This is a genomic window from Vitreoscilla massiliensis (assembly GCF_001457815.1).
Lineage (GTDB): Bacteria > Pseudomonadota > Gammaproteobacteria > Burkholderiales > Neisseriaceae > Vitreoscilla > Vitreoscilla massiliensis.
This window is the reverse complement of record NZ_LN898220.1, coordinates 477,697-498,332: the sequence shown is the minus strand read 5'-3', so window position 1 is coordinate 498,332 and position 20,636 is coordinate 477,697. Positions and strand designations below refer to the sequence as shown.

Here is a 20,636-nt window from a genome sequence, read left to right as displayed (position 1 = left end):
GGGTGGTTAGCTGTCCAGATGGGTAATTAATAGCTGATTGTCAGCAAATAGCTTGCCTTTGTGTCCGCGCTTGGCGGTAATGGCACTGATGGCAATGCTGTCTTGATGTTGTCCGCCACGTTTGCCTTGTGAGTGTACGGTAATTTTATCGGCATTGGTGCTATGACATTGTTGTAACACATCATCGCCTTCCAGTGCAATCAATTGCAAACCGCGTCCTTTAGACATGTTCTTGATTTCACTCAATGGGTAAGCAAGCAAACGGCTGTTGCGACTGGCCAAAACCACGGTGGTTTGTTGGTCACATGCGACAGCCGCCAACGGTGTTTCATCATCATGCAAGGTCAAACAGGCTTTGCCACTGCGGCCACGGCTGAGCAAGTCTTTTAAGCTGCTGATAAAGCCATAACCGCCGCTGTTGCTGAGCAGGTATTGGCTCTCTGGCGTGTCACTGATGACGCACACAGGCATGGCGCTGTTTTGTAAATCTACCAAAGAACCCAAAGGAACGCCATCGCCGCGACCGCTAGGCAGCTCAGCCGCATCCATATTGTAGATACGTCCTTGATTATCCAACAGCAAAATTGGCCACACTGTGCGTGTTTCGATGACTTGCGCCAAGGCATCACCTTCTTTGAACGAGGTTTGGCTCAAATCCAAATGGTGGCCGCTGCGGGCGCGTATCCAGCCTTTTTCTGACACGATTAAGGTAATCGGTTCATCGACCATGGTTTGGGTGAGGCTGGCGCGAGAAGCGGCCTGTATCAAAGTGCGGCGCTCATCGCCAAACTGTTTGGCATCTGCTTTCATTTCGCTGATGATGAGTTTGCGTTTCACATTCTCATCGCCCAAGATGTGTTGCAACTGTTGCCGTTCTTCTTGCAGCTTGCTCAATTCTTGTTCGAGTTTGATGCCTTCCAAACGCGCCAATTGGCGCAAGCGGATTTCCAAGATGTCTTCGGCCTGTACTTCGCTCAGGTGAAAACGCGCCATCAAGTCTTGCTTGGGCTCATCCGATTCACGAATCACAGCGATGACTTCGTCAATATTGAGGAAGACCACCATGCGGCCTTCTAAGATGTGGATGCGTTTTTCCACTTGGCCTAAGCGGTGCTGTAAACGGCGGGTAACGGTATGCACACGGAATTGCAGCCATTCGCTGATGATTTCGAGCAAATTCTTCTGCGCTGGGCGGCCATCCATGCCCATCATCACTAAATTGATGGACACATTGATTTCCAAACTGGTTTGCGCCAGCAAAGTATTCATCAATTCTTCGCTGTCGATGCGGCTGGACTTGGGTTCAAACACCAAGCGCACAGGGCAGGCGCTGTCTGACTCATCGCGCACGTATTCCAATTGTGACAACAGCAATTCTTTTTGATTGATTTGCTCTTGCGTCAGCTTCTTCTTGCCGTTTTTGAGCTTGGGATTGGTTTGCTCTTCGATTTCGGCCAAGATTTTTTGCGCACCCACGCCGGGTGGTAATTCGCTGACGATGGCGCGCCATTGGCCGCGCGCCAGTTTTTCGATTTCATAACGCGCACGCACGCGCACACTGCCTTTGCCACTGGTATAAGTGTGCTCAATGTCTTCAGGAGTGGAGATGATGTGAGCGCCACCGGCAAAGTCTGGGCCTTGGATGTGTTCCATCAATTCGCTCACCGTCATGCTCGGTTTTTTCAGCAAGGCAATGGCGGCGTTGGTGACTTCGTGCAAATTGTGCGACGGGATTTCCGTGGCCATGCCCACGGCAATGCCTGAGGCGCCGTTGAGCAAGACCATGGGCAAACGGGCAGGCAGATAGGTTGGCTCGTTAAACGCGCCATCGTAATTGGGAATGAAGTCGACCGTGCCTTGGTTCAATTCTGAGAGCAACAAGCTCGCCAACGGTGTTAAACGCGCTTCGGTATAACGCATCGCCGCTGCGCCGTCGCCATCGCGCGAGCCAAAATTGCCTATGCCATCAATCAGCGGGTAGCGCAGCGTGAACTCTTGCGCCATACGCACCATTGCCTCGTAAGCAGAGGAGTCGCCATGTGGATGATATTTACCCAAGATTTCGCCGACCACACGCGCCGATTTCACTGGCTTGGCGCCAGCGGCCAAACCCATTTCGTGCATGGCAAACAAGATGCGGCGTTGTACCGGTTTTTGACCATCGGCCACTTCAGGTAAGGCACGTCCTTTGACCACACTCATGGCGTATTCTAAATAGGCGCGTTCTGCGTATTGGCCTAAGTGCAAGCTGTCTGGCTCATTTGTTGATGTCAAAGGCATTTTTCTTCAATCACAATCACGGTAAACGTTCATTGTAATGTATCTCTACTGTCTTGTGCAGTTGCAATGCAAACACTCAAAAAAGCGGCCTGTAACATTTACAGGCCGCTTAGAGAGTGCTTCAAGCTTAAGATTTGGTTTTACGCGGTACGTGTAAAGACACCAAGATAGACGCGATTAAGGCACTGAAGACCACGCCCAAAGACAAGGCAATCGGAATGTGGATGCCAAAGTACAACAACAACATCTTCACGCCGATGAAACACAACACGCCAGCCAAACCGTATTTCAAATAGGTAAAGCGGTCGGCCATGTCGGCCAATAAGAAGTACATCGCCCGCAAACCCAAAATCGCGAAGATGTTAGACGTTAACACGATGAATGGGTCGGTGGTCACCGCGAAAATAGCAGGGATGCTGTCTACCGCGAAAATCACATCGGACAATTCAATCACCACCACTACCAAGAACAATGGTGTGGCAATGCGTTTGCCGTTTTCGATGGTGAAGAATTTTTCACCGTCGTAGTTTTTGCTCACAGGAATGTGTTTGGTCAACCATTTGAACCAGAAACTGTGGGTAATGTCTTCGTCGCCTTCTTTTTCCGGCCGCATCATTTGTAAGCCGGTGTACAACAAGAACGCACCAAACAGATACAAAATCCATTCAAAACGCGATACCAAGGCCGCACCGATGACAATCATGATGGTGCGCAAGATAATGGCACCGAACACACCGTATAACAGCACGCGGTGTTGGTATTGGGCTTCCACCTTGAAAGCGGCAAAAATCATTAAGAACACGAAGATATTGTCCACGGCCAAGGATTTTTCCAAGATGTAGCCGGTGAAGAATTCCATGGTTTTTTCTACTGCGATGGCGTGGCCATATTCAGGATGGGTATTCAAATACCAATACAACCAGCCGGCAAAGGCACAAGACACGGCGACCCAGACGATGGACCAAGAGAGGGCTTCTTTGATGCTGACTTTATGTGCGCCGTTTTTTTTGAGTGCCAACATGTCGATTGCAATCATGATGATGACAATGACAGCGAAGACACCATAAAACAGCGGCGTGCCTATGGCAGGATACTGAGCAGGATGCACGGATTTTTCCTATGATAAGTAAGTGTTTGAGACGGACGAAACCAAAATGGTCGGTGTGTTCTTGAGGGCGTATATGTTAACAGAACTGAAGTCTGTCGATGAAACTCAATCACGTGCAATTAGACAGCGCGTCAGTAGAGAGCGCAGTGGGCAATAAGTTCAGTAAAAAGCGATTAATTTTTTTGCATTGCGGTAATGAGTCGATTCACGCTGCGTGTGTCTGGGCTTTAAAACCAGCTACAGCAAGGATTTACATCATCTATGCGGCCTGTAATACAGATGGAATTACCGTGCGAAAATAGGTAAATGGCGTATGTTAAACATTGCAAATCTGCATGAGCCGCCAATTCTGACGACGATAACAGCGGCTCAGCGCGTCTTGCTGCCGTTTTTCAAGGCCAAGGGCGTGGTTTGGTAAGTGAGTTTGAACAGACGGGTGAAATGCGATTGGTCGTTAAAACCGCAACTGTAGACAATGTCGGAAACGCTGCGCTCAGGTTGCTGCTGCAAACACTGATAAGCGGCCTGTAAACGCTGTTGCTGCACATAGCGGCTGAAGGTACTGTCCAGCCCTTGAAACAGGCTGTGCAAATAGCGCACTGAGATGCCACAGGCGGCGGCAACGTATTGCGGGTTCAATTCATTCAGGCTGAGGTTGGCGGCGATGAAGTTTTGGATTTTCAATACTTGCGCTTGGCGTATGGTTTGTTCGTCGCTGAGATGGACACCGGCGTCTTGTTTTACCACTTGCGCGAACAATTGCAGCAGAAAATCGTTGTAATACGCGGTTTGCTGCGAATCAAGATGGCCATTGAGCAATTCCTGCCCCAATACCACCATATTGCTGGACAACAGCTTGCCTATGCCAGTATTGCCATCGAAAACGCGGGCGGTATGGTTTTCGGGGTGGGCGATGTGTTGCTTGAGCAATTTGGACGGGACTTTCATCACCCACAAGGTATTCTCATGGTTGTATTCAAACACATATGGCTCGTTCGCGTGTTGCAACAACACTTGGCCGCGCTCGCAATACACGTCTTTGTGCCCTTGTTGCATGCGGATGCGGTTTTGTAAGGGCAGGGTAATCAGGAAATACGATTCGTGTTGGGCGGGTTTTAAGCGCTGGTATTGCATGGCGGAGGAATGCAGACACGACACATTGATGTCGCCCAGTTTTTGGTCGAGCAAGCGGCCTGAACCCGTGGCGGAGCGAAACGTCACATCCAAATTGAAATACACATCGCGCACTCGCTGTTGCCATTGCGAGCGGTCATAGATTAAAGATTGTTTGACATGGGCAGCAGTGTTCATTCTAAGTGACTCCACCAAAAGCAAAAAACCTGAGTCAGCGGTCGCTGAACTCAGGTTAAAGACTAAACGATTATGCGGCTTTTGTCAGGTGGTAAGTGCCTGAAGTATGCAGATTGGCTTGCCAACCTTTTTTCAGCAGCAAAGTCGTGGTCGGCTCTTGGATGATGGCCGGTCCGGCAATCACATCGCCGGCGCCCAAGGCGCTGCCATTGTAAACCGGCGTGTCTTCCCATTCGTATTGGTGTGACAATATCATCGGCCGGTGTGCCACGATGGCCTCGCTGGTGGCTTGGGTGGCGGCGGCAATCGGCGCGATGTGCGGTTTTTCCACTTGACCGCGCACCATCACTTCCACATTCACCAATTCCACCACGCTTTGTGGCTCAGAGTAGGTAAACAAGGCTTCGTGGCGCAAATGGAAGTCGCGCAAAATGGTTTGCATGCTGGCATCGTTGATGAGCTCATTGCTGATGGCGACATTGCACTCATGCACTTGACCGACATAGCGCATTTCCATGCTGCGCTCGACCACGATTTCCTCAGGTTTGAAACCATCGGCCTGTAATTTGGCACGGCCTTCGTGCTCCAAGCGTGCCAAAGTGGCATTCAAATCGGCGTATTGTTGCTTGCCATCGATGAGCATGGTTTGGGTGGCGAGGTAATTGTATTTCACATCGGAAATAATCTGCCCAAACGCACACAAACCTGAGGCAAATTTCGGCACCAACACCGAATTAATGCCCATGTCTTCGGCCAATTCAACGATGTGCATCCCCGCAGCGCCGCCTGCGCAGATTAAGCTGAAATCGCGAGGGTCGTAGCCTTGCTCAATGGTGATGCGGCGGATGCCATTGGCCATGTTTTGGTTGACGATGGTGCTGATGCCGTAAGCGGCGTGCGCCAATTCGATGTTCAGTGGGTCGGCCACATGGTAGCGGATGGCATTTTCGGCTTTTTCTTTCGACAATTGCACTTTGCCGCCCAAAGCCGCTTCCGGATTCAAATAACCGAGCACAATATTGGCATCGGTCACCGTCGGCAAGTCGCCACCTTGTTGGTAACACGCAGGGCCGGGGAAAGAACCGGCGCTGTGTGGGCCGACTTCCAGCATGCCAAACGAATTGACATGCGCAATCGAGCCGCCGCCTGCGCCCAAGGTTTCCACGTGTATCATCGGCACGCCGATGCGGTTGCGCAAGAAGTCGATGTCACGGTTGAGGCTGGTTTGGCCATCTTTGGCCATGGTGATGTCAAACGAGGTGCCGCCCATGTCGACGGTAATCACATTGTTAATGCCAAACGGTTCGGCGATGAATAGGCCGGCTTGTGGTGCCGAAGCAGGGCCAGAGTTAATCGCGTTCACGGCGCGTTCGCGCATCACCTCGCCAACGGCCAAGCCGCCATTGGATTGGAAGTAGCGCACCGGTTGTTGCGCGCCCAAACTCTTGAAGTAATCGTCGATTTTGGCCACATACGCGCTCATTACCGGGCTTAAATACGCATTGACGACGGTGGTGGAGGTGCGGGTGTATTCCTTGATTTGTGGATAGACTTCGTGGCCACAACAGATGAACACATCGGGCATGTGCTCGGCAATCAAAGCGCGTGCACGTTGCTCATGCGCTGGGTTTTTGATTGCCCACACAAACGAAATTGCCACGCTTTTGACTTGAGCGGCTTTGAATACCTGTATTGCCGCCAAAATATCGTCTTCATTCAAGGCTTCGCGCTCAGTGCCATCGGCCAACACGCGGCCGCGGACAGGGCAACGCAATTCGCGCGGTGCCAATTGTGGTGCCGGTGGGTAAGAGGCATCGTAGCGGTAGCCTTCTTCTTTGTGACCCAAGCGGATTTCGATGCTGTCTTCGTGGCCAGCGGTACACAGCAAGCCGACTTTCACGCCTTTGAGTTCGATTAAGGCATTCAAACACACGGTGGTGCCGTTGATGCACAAATCACAGCTTTGCACCAATTCTTCAATGGATAAGCCCGTATGTTCGGCCAATTGGCGCAAACCATCGGAAATGGCCAAAGTACCGTCTTGTGGCGTAGACAAACTCTTGCACAACAACACCTTGCCATTGGCATCGGACAAAATAAAATCGGTAAACGTGCCACCTGCATCCACGCCCAAGCGAAATAAATGTTTCATAAGATTCTCCTCGTATCGTGTTAGGCAGTGATGTTTTGGGTAGCGCGCAAGGCGTTGGTGGCGGCTTCGTCTATGGCGCCATTGCTGATGACCACACCGTAATCCAAACGCGCACCTTCTGTGGTAATCAAACCTTGCACATAATCGTGCAATACCGCATTTACAGGCCGCTCAAAGGCCACGCCATAACCGCCGCCACCCGGATTGGTATTGCGTGCGCGTTGACCCGGCTGAATTTGGGTCAAGGTATTTTGGGTGTAGACGGTGGTGTCGTTGTCGCTGTGGATGATTTCCAAGCGTCCCAATTTCGGTTCGTGCAAGCCGTTTTCAGCCTCGGCCGCACCCATGGTCGGGATTTGGCGGCCTTCGCCAAACGCAATCACCGTCATTTCATGGTCTAGCGGTTCCACTTCCCATACCGTGCCCGATCCGCCGCGGTAGCGACCGGCACCGCCACTGTCTTGCGCCAAGCCGTATTTGTGGATGAGGATGGGGTATTGGTATTCAAGCAATTCGATGTCGCCAGACGACAGCGCACCGAAGCAGCACAACGGCCCACACGCATGCCAACCGTCCATTTGTTGGGTGGCGCCAGCGCCAGAAATGATGGATGCCAATACCATGGTCACGTATTGCTCACCGGTGCGTGGGTCTATGCCGGCGATGTTGATGCCCGAAGCATGGCCCCAAGAGGCGGTCACGCGCTCAGGTGCGGCGGCTTCAAACGCTTTGCGCACGGCGTCGGTCAAGGTTTCCATCGGTGTGGTGGTGCAGTTCACATGCGGTGCCGGTTCTTGCGCATTGCACAGCGTGCCTTTTTTGCCCAATTCCACACTGACACAGCGGTACAAGCCTTCGTTATACGGTGGCGGCACTTGCGCAAACATCATCAAGCCCAAATACACGCCCGACATAGAGTTGCCGGCGTAAGAGTTGATGAAATACGGCACTTGCGGTGGGCTGTCTATGCTGATGTGCACACTGTCGCCGCTGATGCGGATGTCAGCTGAAATCGTCATTGCGCCCAAGCCATGACCCGAATCTTCCAATACCGCTTCGCCGTGGTAAGTACCATCGGGAATCGAGCGGATGAGCTCACGCATGTGGTGATCGGCCATGTTTTTGAGTTCGGCGATGGCGGCCTGTACCGTGTCCAAACCATATTTATCCAACAAATTGAGCAAATTGCGCTCGCCGACGCGGCAAGCGCCCAATTGCGCATTCAAATCGCCTTCTTGATTGCGGCGCGAACGCATATTGCACATCAACAGATTAATCACGTCGTCACGGCGCACGCCTTTGTCCCACAGTTTTACCGGTGGAATGCGCAAGCCTTCGGCATACAACTCTTTCGCGTCTGGGTTGTAACCTGCCGGCACAGGGCCGCCGATGTCGGTGAGATGACCTTTGCACACTGCCCAAAACACCAATTCACCGTTGTGGAAAATCGGCTTGTACATGCAGCAGTCCAAGATGTGGCTGCCGGCGTACACAGGGTCGTTGTGGTAAATCACATCGCCTTCGTGGATGTCGTCACCAAAAAAATCCGCCACAGCCTTCATGGCGGGGATCAGTGAACCAAGGTGAATCGGGATGTCTTGTCCTTGCAAAATCATTTCAGGGTGGTGGTCGAACAAGGCATTGCTGTAGTCGTGCGCCAGATTGAACACGCTGGAGCGGCCGGTTTTTTCCAAGGTGATGGTCATTTCACGTTGTGCCGTTTCCAGTGCGCCGCGCACCACCGACAGCGTAATTGGGTCTATGGAGGGGGTAGTTTGCATGTCGTTTCTCCTCGTTATGGTCATGCTGTGTGACAACAGTATTACGAGGGACTGACGCCGTCTTGACTGTGGGTGCATTGCTGCAGCGCAGTGTGCACTGCCAGACTAAAAGGCAAATGTGTTGAAATAAATGAATAAATGCCCTTAATGCATAAGAAAGCGGCCTGTAAATGCTTACAGGCCGCTTATTAGGATGCAAACAGATTCAAAATCAAATCTGTGCACAAAAGTGCGTTTTTACACAGACAAAGCCGACAATGGGTAATCCATCACTGTGGCAGCGCTGCCCAATACTTGCTCGTGGTATGACAAGACTTGTGGCAAGACCAAATCGATGTAAGCGCGGGCGGTCGCTTGTTTGTTGCGGTAGAAGTCTTCGCCCAAGCTTTGCTCGCTCTCATTGGCCAAGGCTTTGCCCGCGGCGATGTGGGCACGCGCCATTTCGATGCCGCCCAAGGTGAAGCCAAATTGCATCAAGTAAGCCAAGCTGCCTGCGGCAGCAAAATCAGGAGTATTTCCCGCAAATTGCGCCACCACATAGTCGACCGATTCTTCGGCCAAGTTCAAGGCACGGTTCAATTTGTCGGCCAAACCTTGCTCGTTAGACAGTTTGGCAGCAACGGCGCGACCTTCGGCAATCAAGGCTTTGGCCACGGCGCCGCCATTGCTGGCGGTTTTGCGACCAATGAAGTCCAAGGCTTGGATGCCGTTGGTGCCTTCGTAAATCGCGGTAATGCGCACATCGCGCACGAATTGTGCCGCGCCAGTTTCTTCAATAAAGCCCATGCCGCCGAAGACTTGCATGGCCAAATTGGTCAAAGTGGTGCCGTTTTCAGTGCTCCAGCCTTTGACGATCGGAATCAAGAAGTCCAATACCGCTTGCGCTTGTTTTTGTGCATCAGGGTTCGGATGGCTTTCAGCCGTGTCCAAAGCCGCAGCGGCCTGTAAATACACCGCGCGTTGTGCTTCCAAAGTGGCTTTTTGTTGCAACAACATGCGGCGCACGTCGGGGTGGTGGATGATGCTCACCGGCTCGTGGCTGCCGCTGCTGATGGAGCGACTTTGTACGCGTTCGTGTGCATACGCCAACGCATGTTGATAAGCGCGTTCGGCCACGGCATGGCCTTCGATGCCCACGCCCAAACGCGCGTGGTTCATCATCGTGAACATATAATTCAAGCCTTTGCCAGCTTCGCCAATCAAATGACCGCGCGCGCCTTCAAACGCCATCACGCAAGTTGGGCTCGCGTGTATGCCCATTTTGTGTTCCAAAGACACGGCGTAAGCATTGTTGTACGCGCCCACGCTGCCATCAGCTTCTACCCAGTATTTCGGCACCAAGAATAAAGAAATGCCTTTCACGCCTGGGGCGGCATCGGGCAAACGTGCCAACACCATGTGCACGATGTTGTCGACCAATTCATGGTCGCCCCAAGTGATGAAGATTTTTTGGCCATCAATGGCGTAAGTGCCATCGCCCAAAGGCTTGGCCTTACAGGCCACTTGTGCCAAGTCTGAGCCGGCTTGTGGCTCGGTCAAATTCATGGTGCCCGACCACACGCCGGTAGCCATATTCGGCATAAACAAGTGTTTCAAGGCGTCGGAGCCGTGGTGGTTCAAGGCTTCAAACGCGCCCAAGGTCAACATTGGCAACAAAGAGAAGGCCAAGTTGGCAGAACACCACATTTCTTCACAGGCAGCGGCCACCGTCATCGGCAAGCCTTGGCCGTCGAATTCGGCGGCAGCGCGCAAGCCTACCCAGCCGGCATCGCGAAATTCATTAAATGCATTGGCAATGACAGGGTCACACACCACTTTGCCATCGACCAATTTGGCGCCATTCAAGTCGCCAGCGCGGTTGGTATCGGCCAAAGCAGTTTCGGCAAACTTGGCCGCTTCTTCCAAAACGGCGTTGACGGTTTCATCATCCAAGCCGGCTGATTTGGGTAAGGCCAAGATTTCTGGCAAGCGGCCATGAGTGTGCAATGCAAAACGTAAATCATTTAATGGTGCTTGATAAGCCATGTTCTCTCCTTTGAGAAATATGTTGTTAGTTTTAGTACAAGCGGTGATTTAGTGTAATCATTTACATGGTCATGATTATGACACGAGGAATTCTTTTTTGTATACAGACAAGAATAATGCTCTAAACCCCAGTTTGTCACCGATTTTGTTAGAATGAAGCATCGACATAACAGGCATGACAACACCATGGTGTGGCAACACGGTTGGACAGACTCAGCAACACAGCGCCCTTCACCCAATTTCGGCGCGCGCACACGCTCACCCGATTTGGTGGTGATACACAACATTTCTTTGCCACCATTTGAATACGGCAGCGGCAGTGCGCTGGCCTTGTTCCAAAATCAAATTGATGCCCAGCAACACCCGTTTTTCAGTGTCATTGCCCACTTTCGGGTGTCGAGTCATTTTTTCATAGACCGCACCGGGGAATTGTTTCAATGCGTGAGCTGCGATGATGCTGCTTACCATGCAGGACTGTCAGCGTTTCATGGCGAGGCGGCCTGTAACGGCTTTTCCATAGGCATAGAACTGGAAGGCTGTGATTTTGAGCCTTTTAACGAGGCCCAATACACAACTTTACTGCGCTTGCTGCCACAATTACAGGCCGCTTATCCGATTAAGGCGATTACCGGTCACCAACACATCGCCCCCGAGCGCAAAACCGATCCAGGCCACTTTTTTGATTGGTCGCGTTTGCAAAGTGTCGGCTTGCCGGTCGATTTTAATCAAAGCCACGTGTGACTTGGCTGAAAATTGGCAAAACTTCGGCTATACTTCACAGCAAACAAGCTGTGTCACAGCTGTCCTAGTTAACCAAGGATGATTCATCACTTATGAGCGACACCACTTTTTACTACATTATTGGCGGTTTATTCGCTATTTTGGCGGTATTGCTGTTTAATTCTTACAAAGAAAAACGCTATCGTGATGAGGTCAGACGTCAATTTGGTCATTCCGACCAAGATGCGCTGTTAGACAGCAAACGCGAAGAAGTGCGCGACGGTCAAGGCGTGCTCAATGGTGGCATGATGTACCACCAACACGCGCAACACAGCGAAGCCGAGACTGTGGTTGCAACTGAAACTGCAACTGATTTTAATACAGCCAGCCGCGATGAAGCAGCGCCAGTGCCAGATACTGATGTGGTTGCCGCTGTTGTAACGCCAGTTATGACTGCCGCGCCCGTATTTGAAATCCACGAAGAACTCACCGCGCCTGTGGCAGAAACCGCTGCCGTGGCCGAACCAGCCCCAAAAAGCATCAAAGATTTGGCCGTGCCGGGGATTAAGAATGTGTTGTCGGCCGCTGCCAAGAATGAAGGCGTGTTGCTGCTAGACTTGCAAGACTTAACCCGCATGGAACTGCCTTGGTTTGATAACCGTGTCGACTATATGGCTTATGTGTCTTTGCGCGAGCCACGCGAATTGCACACCATGCCGCGTCTGAGCAATCGCCACCATTTTCGCGTGGTCGGCTGTACCATGGATGGCCGTTTCCAATTGGCCGAGCCGATTCCAAGCGTGTATTACCAAGGTTTTGTCATGGGTTTGCAATGCATCAGCCGCAAAGGTTTGGCAGTACGTGAAGACTTGACCCAATTTGCCGAACAAGTGCGCCAATTTGCCGCACAAATGGGCGGCGGCGTGGCCGTGGCCAATGCCGATGCGTTTATGCAAGTGGCCGAGCCTATGGACGAATTGTGTGTGCGCGTCGACCAAACCATCGCCATCCATTTGGTGTCGCGTGAATCGGTGACCGGGCGCGAAATCAAAGCCGCCTTGGAAAACCTGAAATTTGAATTGGATGCGGGCATCTTCTGGTACCGCGATGTGCATGGCAAAAACCTGTTCAATGCGGTCAATCTCGACAGCACGCCGTTCATTGCCGCGGCTTTGGACGAACAAGCCTACCGTGGTTTTTCGATGTTGTACGATTTGACCAAAGTGCCTGCCGGTGAAAAAACCTTCAATCAGTTCATGGATTTGGTGGTGAAGTTGTCCAGCAATCTGGGTTTGGACTTGGTGGACGACCAATTGAATGAATTGTCGACACAGTGGTTAAAAGACATCCGCAGCTATGTGGTAGAACGTCAAGACGAGATGCTCAGCGTCGACATCGAGCCGGGCAGTGATTTGGCAGAACGATTATTTTCTTGAGTGAGTAAGGATGTCACATGACTGATGAATCCATTCAACAGCAGATGGACGAATTGATTCATCTGCTTGAACGCTATAACCGCGAATATTACGAGCTGGATGAGCCCAGCGTCAGCGATGCCGAATACGATCAAGCGTTTCGGCATTTGCAACAATTGGAGGCGCAACATCCACACCTGATGCGGCCTGTAAGCCCAACCCAACGGGTGGGCGGTAAGGCGTTGAGCCAATTTGACAGCGTGGTGCACCAAGTGCCTATGCTGAGTTTGAACAATGCGTTTTCGCCGGTGAATGTCGACGGCGTTTACGACCATGCCGAAATGCTCGCTTTTGCCGAGCGCGTGCGCTCAGGTTTGGGCCACGATCCCGAGTATTTCATAGAGCCCAAATTCGATGGCTTGGCCTTGAGTTTGGTGTATGAGAACGGCGTGTTGTTACAGGCCGCTACCCGTGGCGATGGCACTGAGGGTGAAAACGTCACCAACAATGTCAAAACCATACGCTGCATTCCTTTGCATTTGAACACCCCCAATCCACCGGCACGCTTGGAAGTGCGCGGTGAGGTATTGATGTTCAAAGCCGATTTCGATGCCTTGAATGAACGCCAAGCGGCCGAAGGTGGCAAGGCGTTTGCCAATCCGCGCAATGCCGCAGCCGGCAGTCTGCGCCAACTCGATGCCAAAGTCACCGCCAAGCGCTCGCTGCGCTTTTTTGCTTACAGCATTGCGCAATTGGATGAGACTTATGCGCAAGCCACCCACGGCTTGGAGCTGGATTTATTGGCGTCTTGGGGCATCCCAACGCCGCCACGCGATTGCTGTTTGCAAAGTCATGACATGGCGGAAATCAACCGCTTTTACGAACAAATGGCGATTAAGCGGCCTGAATTGCCGTTTGACATCGATGGCATGGTGATTAAGGTCAATGCCATCGCCGAGCAAAATATTTTGGGCTTTGTATCGCGCGCGCCGCGCTTTGCCATTGCGCACAAATTCCCTGCCGAAGAAGCACCGACGCTGGTGGAAGCCATCGACGTGCAAATCGGCCGTACCGGTGCGGTCACGCCGGTGGCGCGGCTGGTGCCTGTGCGTGTGGGCGGCGTGACCGTGACCAATGCTACTTTGCACAACGAAGGCGAGGTGCAGCGCAAAGACGTGCGCGTGGGCGATACGGTGATGGTGCGCCGCGCCGGCGATGTGATACCAGAAGTGGTGCGGGTGGTGTTTGATAAGCGGCCTGTAAACGAAAACCCCGGTGCGGATTTGTTTACGCCAGCGACCGAAGCGAAATACGAGCGCTACTTGCTGCCAACGTTGTGTCCAGTGTGTGGCAGCGACATCGTCAAAGAAGACGGTGAAGCGGTGGCGCGTTGCAGTGGTGGCATGGCTTGCCAAGCACAGCGCGCACAAGCTTTAATCCATTTTGCCTCACGCACTGCCATGGATGTGGAGGGTTTGGGCACGCGCCAAATCGAGCAATTGGTGGATTTGGATTTGGTGCATGAATTTGCCGACTTGTACCGTTTGGACATCCCGACCTTACAGCGCTTGAAGCAAGTAGACGAAGACGACACCAGCACCAGCAGCAAACGCGAAACTCCGACCAAATGGGCAGAGAATATTTTGGCGGGCTTGGACGCGAGCAAAACGCCGCTGTTGGCGCGTTTTATCTACGCCTTAGGCATACGCCATGTCGGCGAACGCACTGCCAAGACTTTGGCACAATACTTTGGCAGCTTGGATTTGATTCGCCGTGTGCCGGCGCCTTTGTTGGCGTGTTTGCCTGATATCGGCGAAGTGGTGGCGGCGAGCATAGACCAGTATTTCGCCCAAGCCTATCAGCAACAGCAATTGGACGATTTATTGGCGGTGGGCATCGCGCCGCAAGAAAACTTGGCACATGCGCAGTTGGCACAGGTGTTGGCCAGTCAAAACTGGTTAACCCATTTGCCAGACATCCGCATCAGTGCTAAAAAAGCCGAGGCTTTGAGCGCAGAAGCGATCAGCGTCGAGGCCTTGATGACGGAGCCCGTCAGCGATGCGGCTTGGCTGTTGTGGCGTGAACAAGAGCGTCATCAACAGCTATTGGCGCGCATACAGGCATTTTTGGCCTTGTGTCACACGCAAACCAGCAGTCAAACCGATTTACAGGCCGCTGTGGCCGATATGCCGGTGAATGAAGCCATTGCCGGCAAGACGTTTGTATTGACCGGCACTTTGAGCAATAAGCGCGAAGAAGTGCAGGCATGGCTGGAAGCGGCCGGTGGCAAAGTCAGCGGCAGTGTGTCCAAGAAAACCGATTATGTGGTGGCAGGCGAAGCCGCCGGCAGCAAATTGGCCAAGGCCGAGGCTTTGGGTGTGGCCGTATTGAATGAACAACAAATACTAGAGATGTTAGGAAAAGGGTAATGCAAAAAATCACCAAAGCAGTGTTTCCAGTGGCAGGTATGGGTACCCGCTTTTTACCGGCCACCAAAGCCAGCCCCAAAGAAATGTTGCCCATCGTCGACAAACCGTTGATACAGTATGCGGTAGAAGAAGCGGTGGAAGCCGGTTGTACCGACATCGTGTTCATTACCGGCCGCAATAAGCGCAGCATCGAAGACCATTTCGACAAAGCCTATGAATTGGAAACCGAATTGGCGCGCAAGCAAAAGAATGCTTTGTTGGAAATCACCCAGAATATTTTGCCAGATGGCGTGAATTTGATGTACATCCGCCAAACCGAAGCCTTGGGCTTGGGTCATGCGGTGTTGTGCGCGGCACCGGCTGTCGGCAATGAGCCGTTTGCGGTGATTTTGGCTGACGACTTAATCGATGCACCGAAAGGCGCGTTGGCGCAAATGATGGATGTGTACAACGCCACGGGCAGCAGTGTGTTGGGGGTGGAAACCGTAGACCCAAGTCAAACCGGCTCGTATGGCATCGTCGAAATTGCACCTAAAGACGCTTACCAACGCGTGACCAGCATTGTTGAAAAACCGAAACCGGAAGATGCGCCATCGAATTTGGCCGTGGTCGGTCGTTATATTTTGACGCCGGCGATTTTTGATTTGCTGCGCCAAACCCAAGCCGGTGCTGGTGGTGAAATCCAATTGACCGATGCGATTGCGCAATTATTGCAGCAAGAAACGGTGTTGGCGCATGCGTTCAGCGGTCAGCGTTATGATTGCGGCAGCAAATTGGGTTATTTACAGGCCACTTTGGCCTATGGTTGCAAACACCCAGAAGTGGGTACGGAGTTTGCCAAAATGGTGGCATCATTTAAAGCAATGTCATAAGGGTAAGGAGCGGCCATGGGTTTATTGAATAAATTGTGGCAACAATGGCATCAAACGCAAGACGAAGCCGATGCCGTGCCCATCATGGCCGACGAGGACTTTCATTACGCGCCGCATTTTATTGCCGGTGTGCGTTTGATTGTTGAATCCAACCAAGTCTTGGAAGTGGTCAATCCGCGCAACAGCCGTGCCGAACGCCGTTTGTATGTCGCCAGTGCTGCAACGATACAGCGTGCGGTACAAACCGCCAAAGAACACCGCGCCGAATGGGCGGCATTTGCCTATTTGCAGCGCTTGTATGTGATAGAGAAATTCAAAAACAGCTTTGCCTTGCAAGCACACATTTTGAACGAGGTATTGCAAGGCGAAAGCGGCCTGAACGAAGCCGAAGTGGCGACCGAAATCGAGCAGACTCTGGAAGCGATTGTGTATGCGCTCACCGCCATGCAAGCCAAAGGCAGCTCGACTCCCGCTTGGGGCAGCACCGATGTGTGGGTGCAACACGCGATGCAGCCTGTGGGTGTGGCTGCCATCATCAGCAATGAAGAACAAACCCTCAAGTCTTTGGTCAGCGAAATTGTGGTGGCCTTATTGTGTGGCAATACCCTTATCGTCAAACCGTATCCTAGCCAGCCGTTGTTGCCAGTCTTGCTGGGCGATTGGTTGGCGCAATCGGGCTTGCCTGCTGGTGTTTACAACGTCATCCAAGGGGATGATGAGGTGGCGAAAGCCTTGCATGTGCATCCTGATGTCAATGCCATCACCTATGTGTTGGCCAAGCCGCAGGCCAAGCAAGCGCATTTGCGCCAACGCCAAACCATCTTGGCGCACAATTTCATCGTCATTGATGCCGACATGGATGTGGACAAGGTGTGGCAGCAATATGTCAGCTGCAGCGCACCGCGCTTGAGCGTGCCGGTGTGGATTGTGGTGGGGCAGGACAATGCCGATGCATTGTTGGCCAAATGGCAAACACGTTTGGCGACTTTGGCACCGATGGTTTTGCCTACTGAGCACAGCAAACAGTTGTGCAGCGAATTTTTGCAGCGTGCGGTCAGCGCTGGAGCGGATTTGGTGGTCGATGGTAGCCAAAGCGATTTGCCTGAAAAAGGCTGGTACATGGGCATGAGTTTGCTCGATCAAGTCCAACCTGAAATGGCTTTGCACACGGCTGCACCGAGTCGGGTGGCGGTGATGTTGATGCGGGTGCCCGATTTGGATGCGGCTTTGGGCATTATCAATGCCACGCCCAATGTCGGCGCGGCGAGTTTGTTTACCGAAAGCATGACTTCGATGGGTGTGTTCAAACAAAATCTGCAGCAAGTCGAAGTCATCAGTTTTAACCGCGTCGAAAGCGTGTCCAGCTTGAATCTACCGCGTGGCGACATCTCACACCAATGGGCGGTGGGTGGACAACATGCGGCGCGTTGGCATTTCTACATCCGCCATCAATTGATTATGGGTACGGCCATTTAAGCCTTATCTCGTGTGCTGAATCTGAATAAGCGGCCTGTAAAACATTTACAGGCCGCTTTTGTATCGTCTGCACTGTTGATGCAGAGAGTGATGGATGATGATTTAAGTGATTTCGATAGAGGATAGAAGCAATCTTGTTGGGTAAGCGCTATCGCACAGCGTTGCTGGTGAGGGTGAGGCAGTACCGTTTGGCTCAGTACCATGCACCGTGAGCTTTGTTGTTTACAGGCCGCAATTCCATTTGTTTGATGTTGAAGACAGGATAGGACAATATGAAGGTAATTGAAGGCGTTGGATAATGCGCCATTTAGTGAATGTGGGAGTATTGGCACAAAACAAAACACCGTGCAAAACACGGTGTTGGTGGTCATACATAAACATGCACAATTTCAGTAACGGGCAACGCTGGGGTCAATATTGGCCGACCATGCGTCTATGCCGCCGCTTAAATTGTAAACCTCGCCAAAGCCAGTGTGTTCCAAGAACAAAGCCACTTGCATGCTGCGCATGCCGTGGTGGCAATACACCACGATGGGGGTTTCGTCTGGCAACTCATTGTGGCGCAGCGGAATCAAATTCATGGCGATGTGGGTGTGACCGGCGATGCTGGCATACGCCACTTCGCCGTCTTCGCGCACATCCAACAACACAAACTCTTTGCCTTCATCACGCCAAGCTTTGAGCTCGGCCACGTTTAAGCTGTGTACACCCATCAGAATTCAAATTCTGCTTTTTGCAATTGTTGTTCTTCCACCAAGGCTGGTACCGAAGTTTCAAACAGCATTTTGCGTGGGTATTCATTGCCTTTGCGCGTGATCAAAGTGGCGTGCATCAAGCGTTTTTGACCCAATACCACCACCAAGCGGCCACCTTCGTTTAAGGTGTGCAACAATTCAGCCGGTACATCGGCCACGCCGCCACCGACATAAATCACATCAAAAGTGCCGATGTTGGCCAAGGCTTTCAGGCCATTGGCAACGCTCAATTGCACATTGGTGCTGCCGACTTTGGCCAAAGCCGCTTGCGCACGCGCTTGTTGCTCTGCATCCAAATCCAAGCTCAACACGCTTTGACCCAAGCGTGACAACAAGGCGGTGGCATAGCCTGAGCCTGTGCCGATTTCCAAGATGCGATCGGTTTTTTTGATTTCCAAAGCCTGAATCATTTTGGCAACGATGCGTGGTTCTGGCATGGCGTGACCGTTTGCCAAAGGCAAAGCTTGGTCTGCATAGGCCACAGCTTGGTGTTCTGGCAACACAAAATACTCACGCGGGATTTCAGACAATACATCCAATAATTCAAATTCCAATACATCCCAAGGACGAATTTGTTGTTCCACCATGTTGTGTCTGGCTTGCGCGAAATCCATAATTACTCCGTAAAATAAGCCGCACAAGCGGCATGTTTAAACAATACTGCTGATTATCCCATAAAAGGCAAGTACTTGCATGCGCATTGGGCAATAAAAAGCGGCCTGTAGGTTTACAGGCCGCTTAAAACCTTATGCCACAAGCGCTTGGTGTGGCGCTTGGCAGCTTGGCAATTTAAAACGCCAAACGAATCAGGTAATACAAACCACCGGCGATGGCCATGGCCACTGGGAAGGTGAAAATCCACGCCAACAAAATATTGCGTATGGTCGACCATTGCAAACCCGATTTATTCGCCACTGCCGTACCTGCGACCGCACTGGACAAAATCTGCGTGGTCGATACCGGCAAGCCAAACAGGTTGGCACCAGCGATGCCGACGGCAGCGGTGATTTGCGCACACACGCCTTGGGCGTAAGTCATGTGCGATTTGCCTATGCCTTCACCCACGGTGGTGACCACGCGTTTCCAGCCAATCATGGTACCTATGCCCAAAGACAAGGCGATGGCGATGATGACCCACAACGGTGCGTATTCAACCGGTAAAGAGAAGTCTTTGCCCACTTGTTGCAAATAGGCTTTTTGCGCTGGCGTATTGCCAGGCATGGCGGCAAATTTTTTGGCCGAATCTTCCAAACACAGCAAATTGGTGCGCAAAGCCCAGCGTTGTTCGGTGGTGAAGTGGCTGATTTCATGGCTGCCTGCCATCAAACCACGGATGTTTTGGCCGTAAGTCAGGGCATCGCTTGGTTGGCAATGCACTTTTTCTTGCGTGGCAGTGGCGGCAACGGCAGGGAAAGCGGCCTGTATGCTGGCTTGGTTTTGTTGGATGAACAATTCCAAACGCGTTACCGATGACAGCGAGCGTTCCAAATCGTATTGGTTGATGCTGGAATTGACCACGTAATGCGATGGCAAAATGCAAATCAAGGTCAGCATGGCCAAACCTATGCCTTTTTGACCATCGTTAGAACCGTGGGCAAAACTCACGCCCATGGCCGACAAAATCAACAAGAAACGCGTCCAGAAGGGCGGGTGTTTTTTACCGCGCACACCGTTACGCAAATACGGTGTTTGGTGGATCTTGCCGATAGGCATCACTTTGCGCAAAACCGTCAATAACAGATACGCCAAAATAAAACCGGCAATGGGAGAGAACAACAGCGAAGCGCCCACGTCCATGGCTTTGCTCCAGTTCACACCGGCGGTGAAAGATTGGCCTTCCATCAAGGCATTGGCGACGCCAACGCCCAAAATCGCACCGATTAAGGTGTGTGAGCTGGAAGCGGGCAAACCGAAATACCATGTACCCAAGTTCCAAATAATGGCGGCCAGTAACAGCGCGAACACCATCGCCAACAAGACTTTGGTGTTGCCAGAGGCCAATAAATCTATCGGTAACAGGTTGACGATGGCGTAAGCCACAGCCAAACCGCCAGAAACCACCCCTAAAAAGTTGAAAGTGCCGGATGCGATGACCGCATGCACAGGTTTCATGGATTGGGTGTAAATCACCGTGGCAACCGCGTTGGCTGTGTCGTGGAAGCCGTTAATGAATTCAAAGAAGAATACCAAGCCTAAGGCCAGTATCAGCAGTGCCACCATAGCAGGTGACAAACTGGAGAATATTTCTAACATAATCAATGCGTATCGTCGTAATGGGCGTGATTGTTGTGCTTTTAACCGTTAGGGTCAAG

The 20,636-nt window shown here is 52.0% G+C and carries 14 protein-coding genes; 5 read left to right on the top strand and 9 right to left on the bottom strand.

Features of this window, described 5'->3' with window-relative positions; all coding sequences use genetic code 11:
- Nucleotides 1–6: 6 nt before the first annotated feature.
- The 6 genes from parC to BN3003_RS11160 all read right to left on the bottom strand — a co-directional run bounded on the left by parC (nucleotide 7) and on the right by BN3003_RS11160 (nucleotide 10,657).
- A complete protein-coding gene (parC, locus tag BN3003_RS11185) occupies nucleotides 7–2,280 on the bottom strand; it encodes a DNA topoisomerase IV subunit A (protein WP_058356736.1) in 2,274 nt (757 codons plus the stop codon).
- Nucleotides 2,281–2,407: 127 nt separating this feature from the next.
- Entirely contained in the window at nucleotides 2,408–3,388 is a 981-nt protein-coding gene (locus BN3003_RS11180; protein WP_222704890.1) for a TerC family protein, read from the bottom strand.
- Nucleotides 3,389–3,757: 369 nt separating this feature from the next.
- Nucleotides 3,758–4,699: a helix-turn-helix domain-containing protein gene (locus tag BN3003_RS11175; protein WP_058356735.1), complete on the bottom strand. Its 942-nt coding sequence runs from the start codon at nucleotides 4,697–4,699 to the stop codon at nucleotides 3,758–3,760.
- Between the two features lie 70 nt (nucleotides 4,700–4,769).
- Nucleotides 4,770–6,851 carry a caprolactamase subunit alpha gene (capA, locus tag BN3003_RS11170; protein ID WP_058356734.1) on the bottom strand — a complete coding sequence of 694 codons (2,082 nt, stop codon included), beginning with the start codon at nucleotides 6,849–6,851 and terminating at the stop codon, nucleotides 4,770–4,772.
- Between the two features lie 20 nt (nucleotides 6,852–6,871).
- Nucleotides 6,872–8,632: a caprolactamase subunit beta gene (gene capB / locus BN3003_RS11165; RefSeq protein WP_058356733.1), complete on the bottom strand. Its 1,761-nt coding sequence runs from the start codon at nucleotides 8,630–8,632 to the stop codon at nucleotides 6,872–6,874.
- Between the two features lie 237 nt (nucleotides 8,633–8,869).
- Nucleotides 8,870–10,657, bottom strand: a complete 1,788-nt coding sequence (locus BN3003_RS11160; RefSeq protein WP_058356732.1) for an acyl-CoA dehydrogenase family protein — start codon at nucleotides 10,655–10,657, stop codon at nucleotides 8,870–8,872.
- Nucleotides 10,658–10,843: 186 nt separating this feature from the next.
- Here BN3003_RS11160 and ampD point away from each other — a divergent pair, with 186 nt between their 5' ends.
- From ampD to BN3003_RS11135, 5 genes are all read left to right on the top strand, one after another.
- Complete coding sequence (gene ampD / locus BN3003_RS11155; protein WP_058356731.1) at nucleotides 10,844–11,398, top strand: 1,6-anhydro-N-acetylmuramyl-L-alanine amidase AmpD; 555 nt, start codon at nucleotides 10,844–10,846, stop codon at nucleotides 11,396–11,398.
- 92 nt (nucleotides 11,399–11,490) lie between these two features.
- On the top strand, nucleotides 11,491–12,813 hold the full coding sequence (locus BN3003_RS11150; RefSeq protein WP_058356730.1) for a cell division protein ZipA C-terminal FtsZ-binding domain-containing protein: 1,323 nt from the start codon (nucleotides 11,491–11,493) through the stop codon (nucleotides 12,811–12,813).
- A gap of 17 nt (nucleotides 12,814–12,830) precedes the next feature.
- Nucleotides 12,831–15,221 (top strand): NAD-dependent DNA ligase LigA, encoded by a 2,391-nt coding sequence (gene ligA / locus BN3003_RS11145; RefSeq protein ID WP_058356729.1) that lies wholly within the window; start codon nucleotides 12,831–12,833, stop codon nucleotides 15,219–15,221.
- Nucleotides 15,221–16,093, top strand: coding sequence for a UTP--glucose-1-phosphate uridylyltransferase GalU (gene galU / locus BN3003_RS11140; RefSeq protein ID WP_058356728.1), 873 nt, complete (start codon nucleotides 15,221–15,223; stop codon nucleotides 16,091–16,093). The genes ligA and galU overlap by 1 nt, the downstream gene beginning before the upstream one ends.
- 15 nt (nucleotides 16,094–16,108) lie before the next feature.
- Entirely contained in the window at nucleotides 16,109–17,569 is a 1,461-nt protein-coding gene (locus BN3003_RS11135; protein ID WP_058356727.1) for an aldehyde dehydrogenase family protein, read from the top strand.
- Between the two features lie 389 nt (nucleotides 17,570–17,958).
- Here the strand turns inward: BN3003_RS11135 and BN3003_RS11130 are convergent, their stop codons facing one another.
- From BN3003_RS11130 to BN3003_RS11120, 3 genes are all read right to left on the bottom strand, one after another.
- Complete coding sequence (locus tag BN3003_RS11130; RefSeq protein WP_058356726.1) at nucleotides 17,959–18,282, bottom strand: rhodanese-like domain-containing protein; 324 nt, start codon at nucleotides 18,280–18,282, stop codon at nucleotides 17,959–17,961.
- Nucleotides 18,282–18,938 carry a protein-L-isoaspartate O-methyltransferase family protein gene (locus tag BN3003_RS11125; protein WP_058356725.1) on the bottom strand — a complete coding sequence of 219 codons (657 nt, stop codon included), beginning with the start codon at nucleotides 18,936–18,938 and terminating at the stop codon, nucleotides 18,282–18,284. Before BN3003_RS11125 ends, BN3003_RS11130 begins: the two co-directional genes overlap by 1 nt.
- 175 nt (nucleotides 18,939–19,113) lie before the next feature.
- Nucleotides 19,114–20,577, bottom strand: coding sequence for an inorganic phosphate transporter (locus BN3003_RS11120; RefSeq protein ID WP_058356724.1), 1,464 nt, complete (start codon nucleotides 20,575–20,577; stop codon nucleotides 19,114–19,116).
- Between the last annotated feature and the right edge of the window lie 59 nt (nucleotides 20,578–20,636).

What these genes read in the sequence shown, in the direction of transcription:
- parC (WP_058356736.1), bottom strand. Translation starts at nt 2,280, where the DNA reads ATGCCTTTGACATCAACAAATGAGCCAGACAGCTTGCACTTAGGCCAA.
- BN3003_RS11175 (WP_058356735.1), bottom strand. Translation starts at nt 4,699, where the DNA reads ATGAACACTGCTGCCCATGTCAAACAATCTTTAATCTATGACCGCTCG.
- capA (WP_058356734.1), bottom strand. Translation starts at nt 6,851, where the DNA reads ATGAAACATTTATTTCGCTTGGGCGTGGATGCAGGTGGCACGTTTACC.
- capB (WP_058356733.1), bottom strand. Translation starts at nt 8,632, where the DNA reads ATGCAAACTACCCCCTCCATAGACCCAATTACGCTGTCGGTGGTGCGC.
- BN3003_RS11160 (WP_058356732.1), bottom strand. Translation starts at nt 10,657, where the DNA reads ATGGCTTATCAAGCACCATTAAATGATTTACGTTTTGCATTGCACACT.
- ampD (WP_058356731.1), top strand. Translation starts at nt 10,844, where the DNA reads ATGGTGTGGCAACACGGTTGGACAGACTCAGCAACACAGCGCCCTTCA.
- BN3003_RS11150 (WP_058356730.1), top strand. Translation starts at nt 11,491, where the DNA reads ATGAGCGACACCACTTTTTACTACATTATTGGCGGTTTATTCGCTATT.
- ligA (WP_058356729.1), top strand. Translation starts at nt 12,831, where the DNA reads ATGACTGATGAATCCATTCAACAGCAGATGGACGAATTGATTCATCTG.
- galU (WP_058356728.1), top strand. Translation starts at nt 15,221, where the DNA reads ATGCAAAAAATCACCAAAGCAGTGTTTCCAGTGGCAGGTATGGGTACC.
- BN3003_RS11135 (WP_058356727.1), top strand. Translation starts at nt 16,109, where the DNA reads ATGGGTTTATTGAATAAATTGTGGCAACAATGGCATCAAACGCAAGAC.
- BN3003_RS11130 (WP_058356726.1), bottom strand. Translation starts at nt 18,282, where the DNA reads ATGGGTGTACACAGCTTAAACGTGGCCGAGCTCAAAGCTTGGCGTGAT.
- BN3003_RS11125 (WP_058356725.1), bottom strand. Translation starts at nt 18,938, where the DNA reads ATGGATTTCGCGCAAGCCAGACACAACATGGTGGAACAACAAATTCGT.
- BN3003_RS11120 (WP_058356724.1), bottom strand. Translation starts at nt 20,577, where the DNA reads ATGTTAGAAATATTCTCCAGTTTGTCACCTGCTATGGTGGCACTGCTG.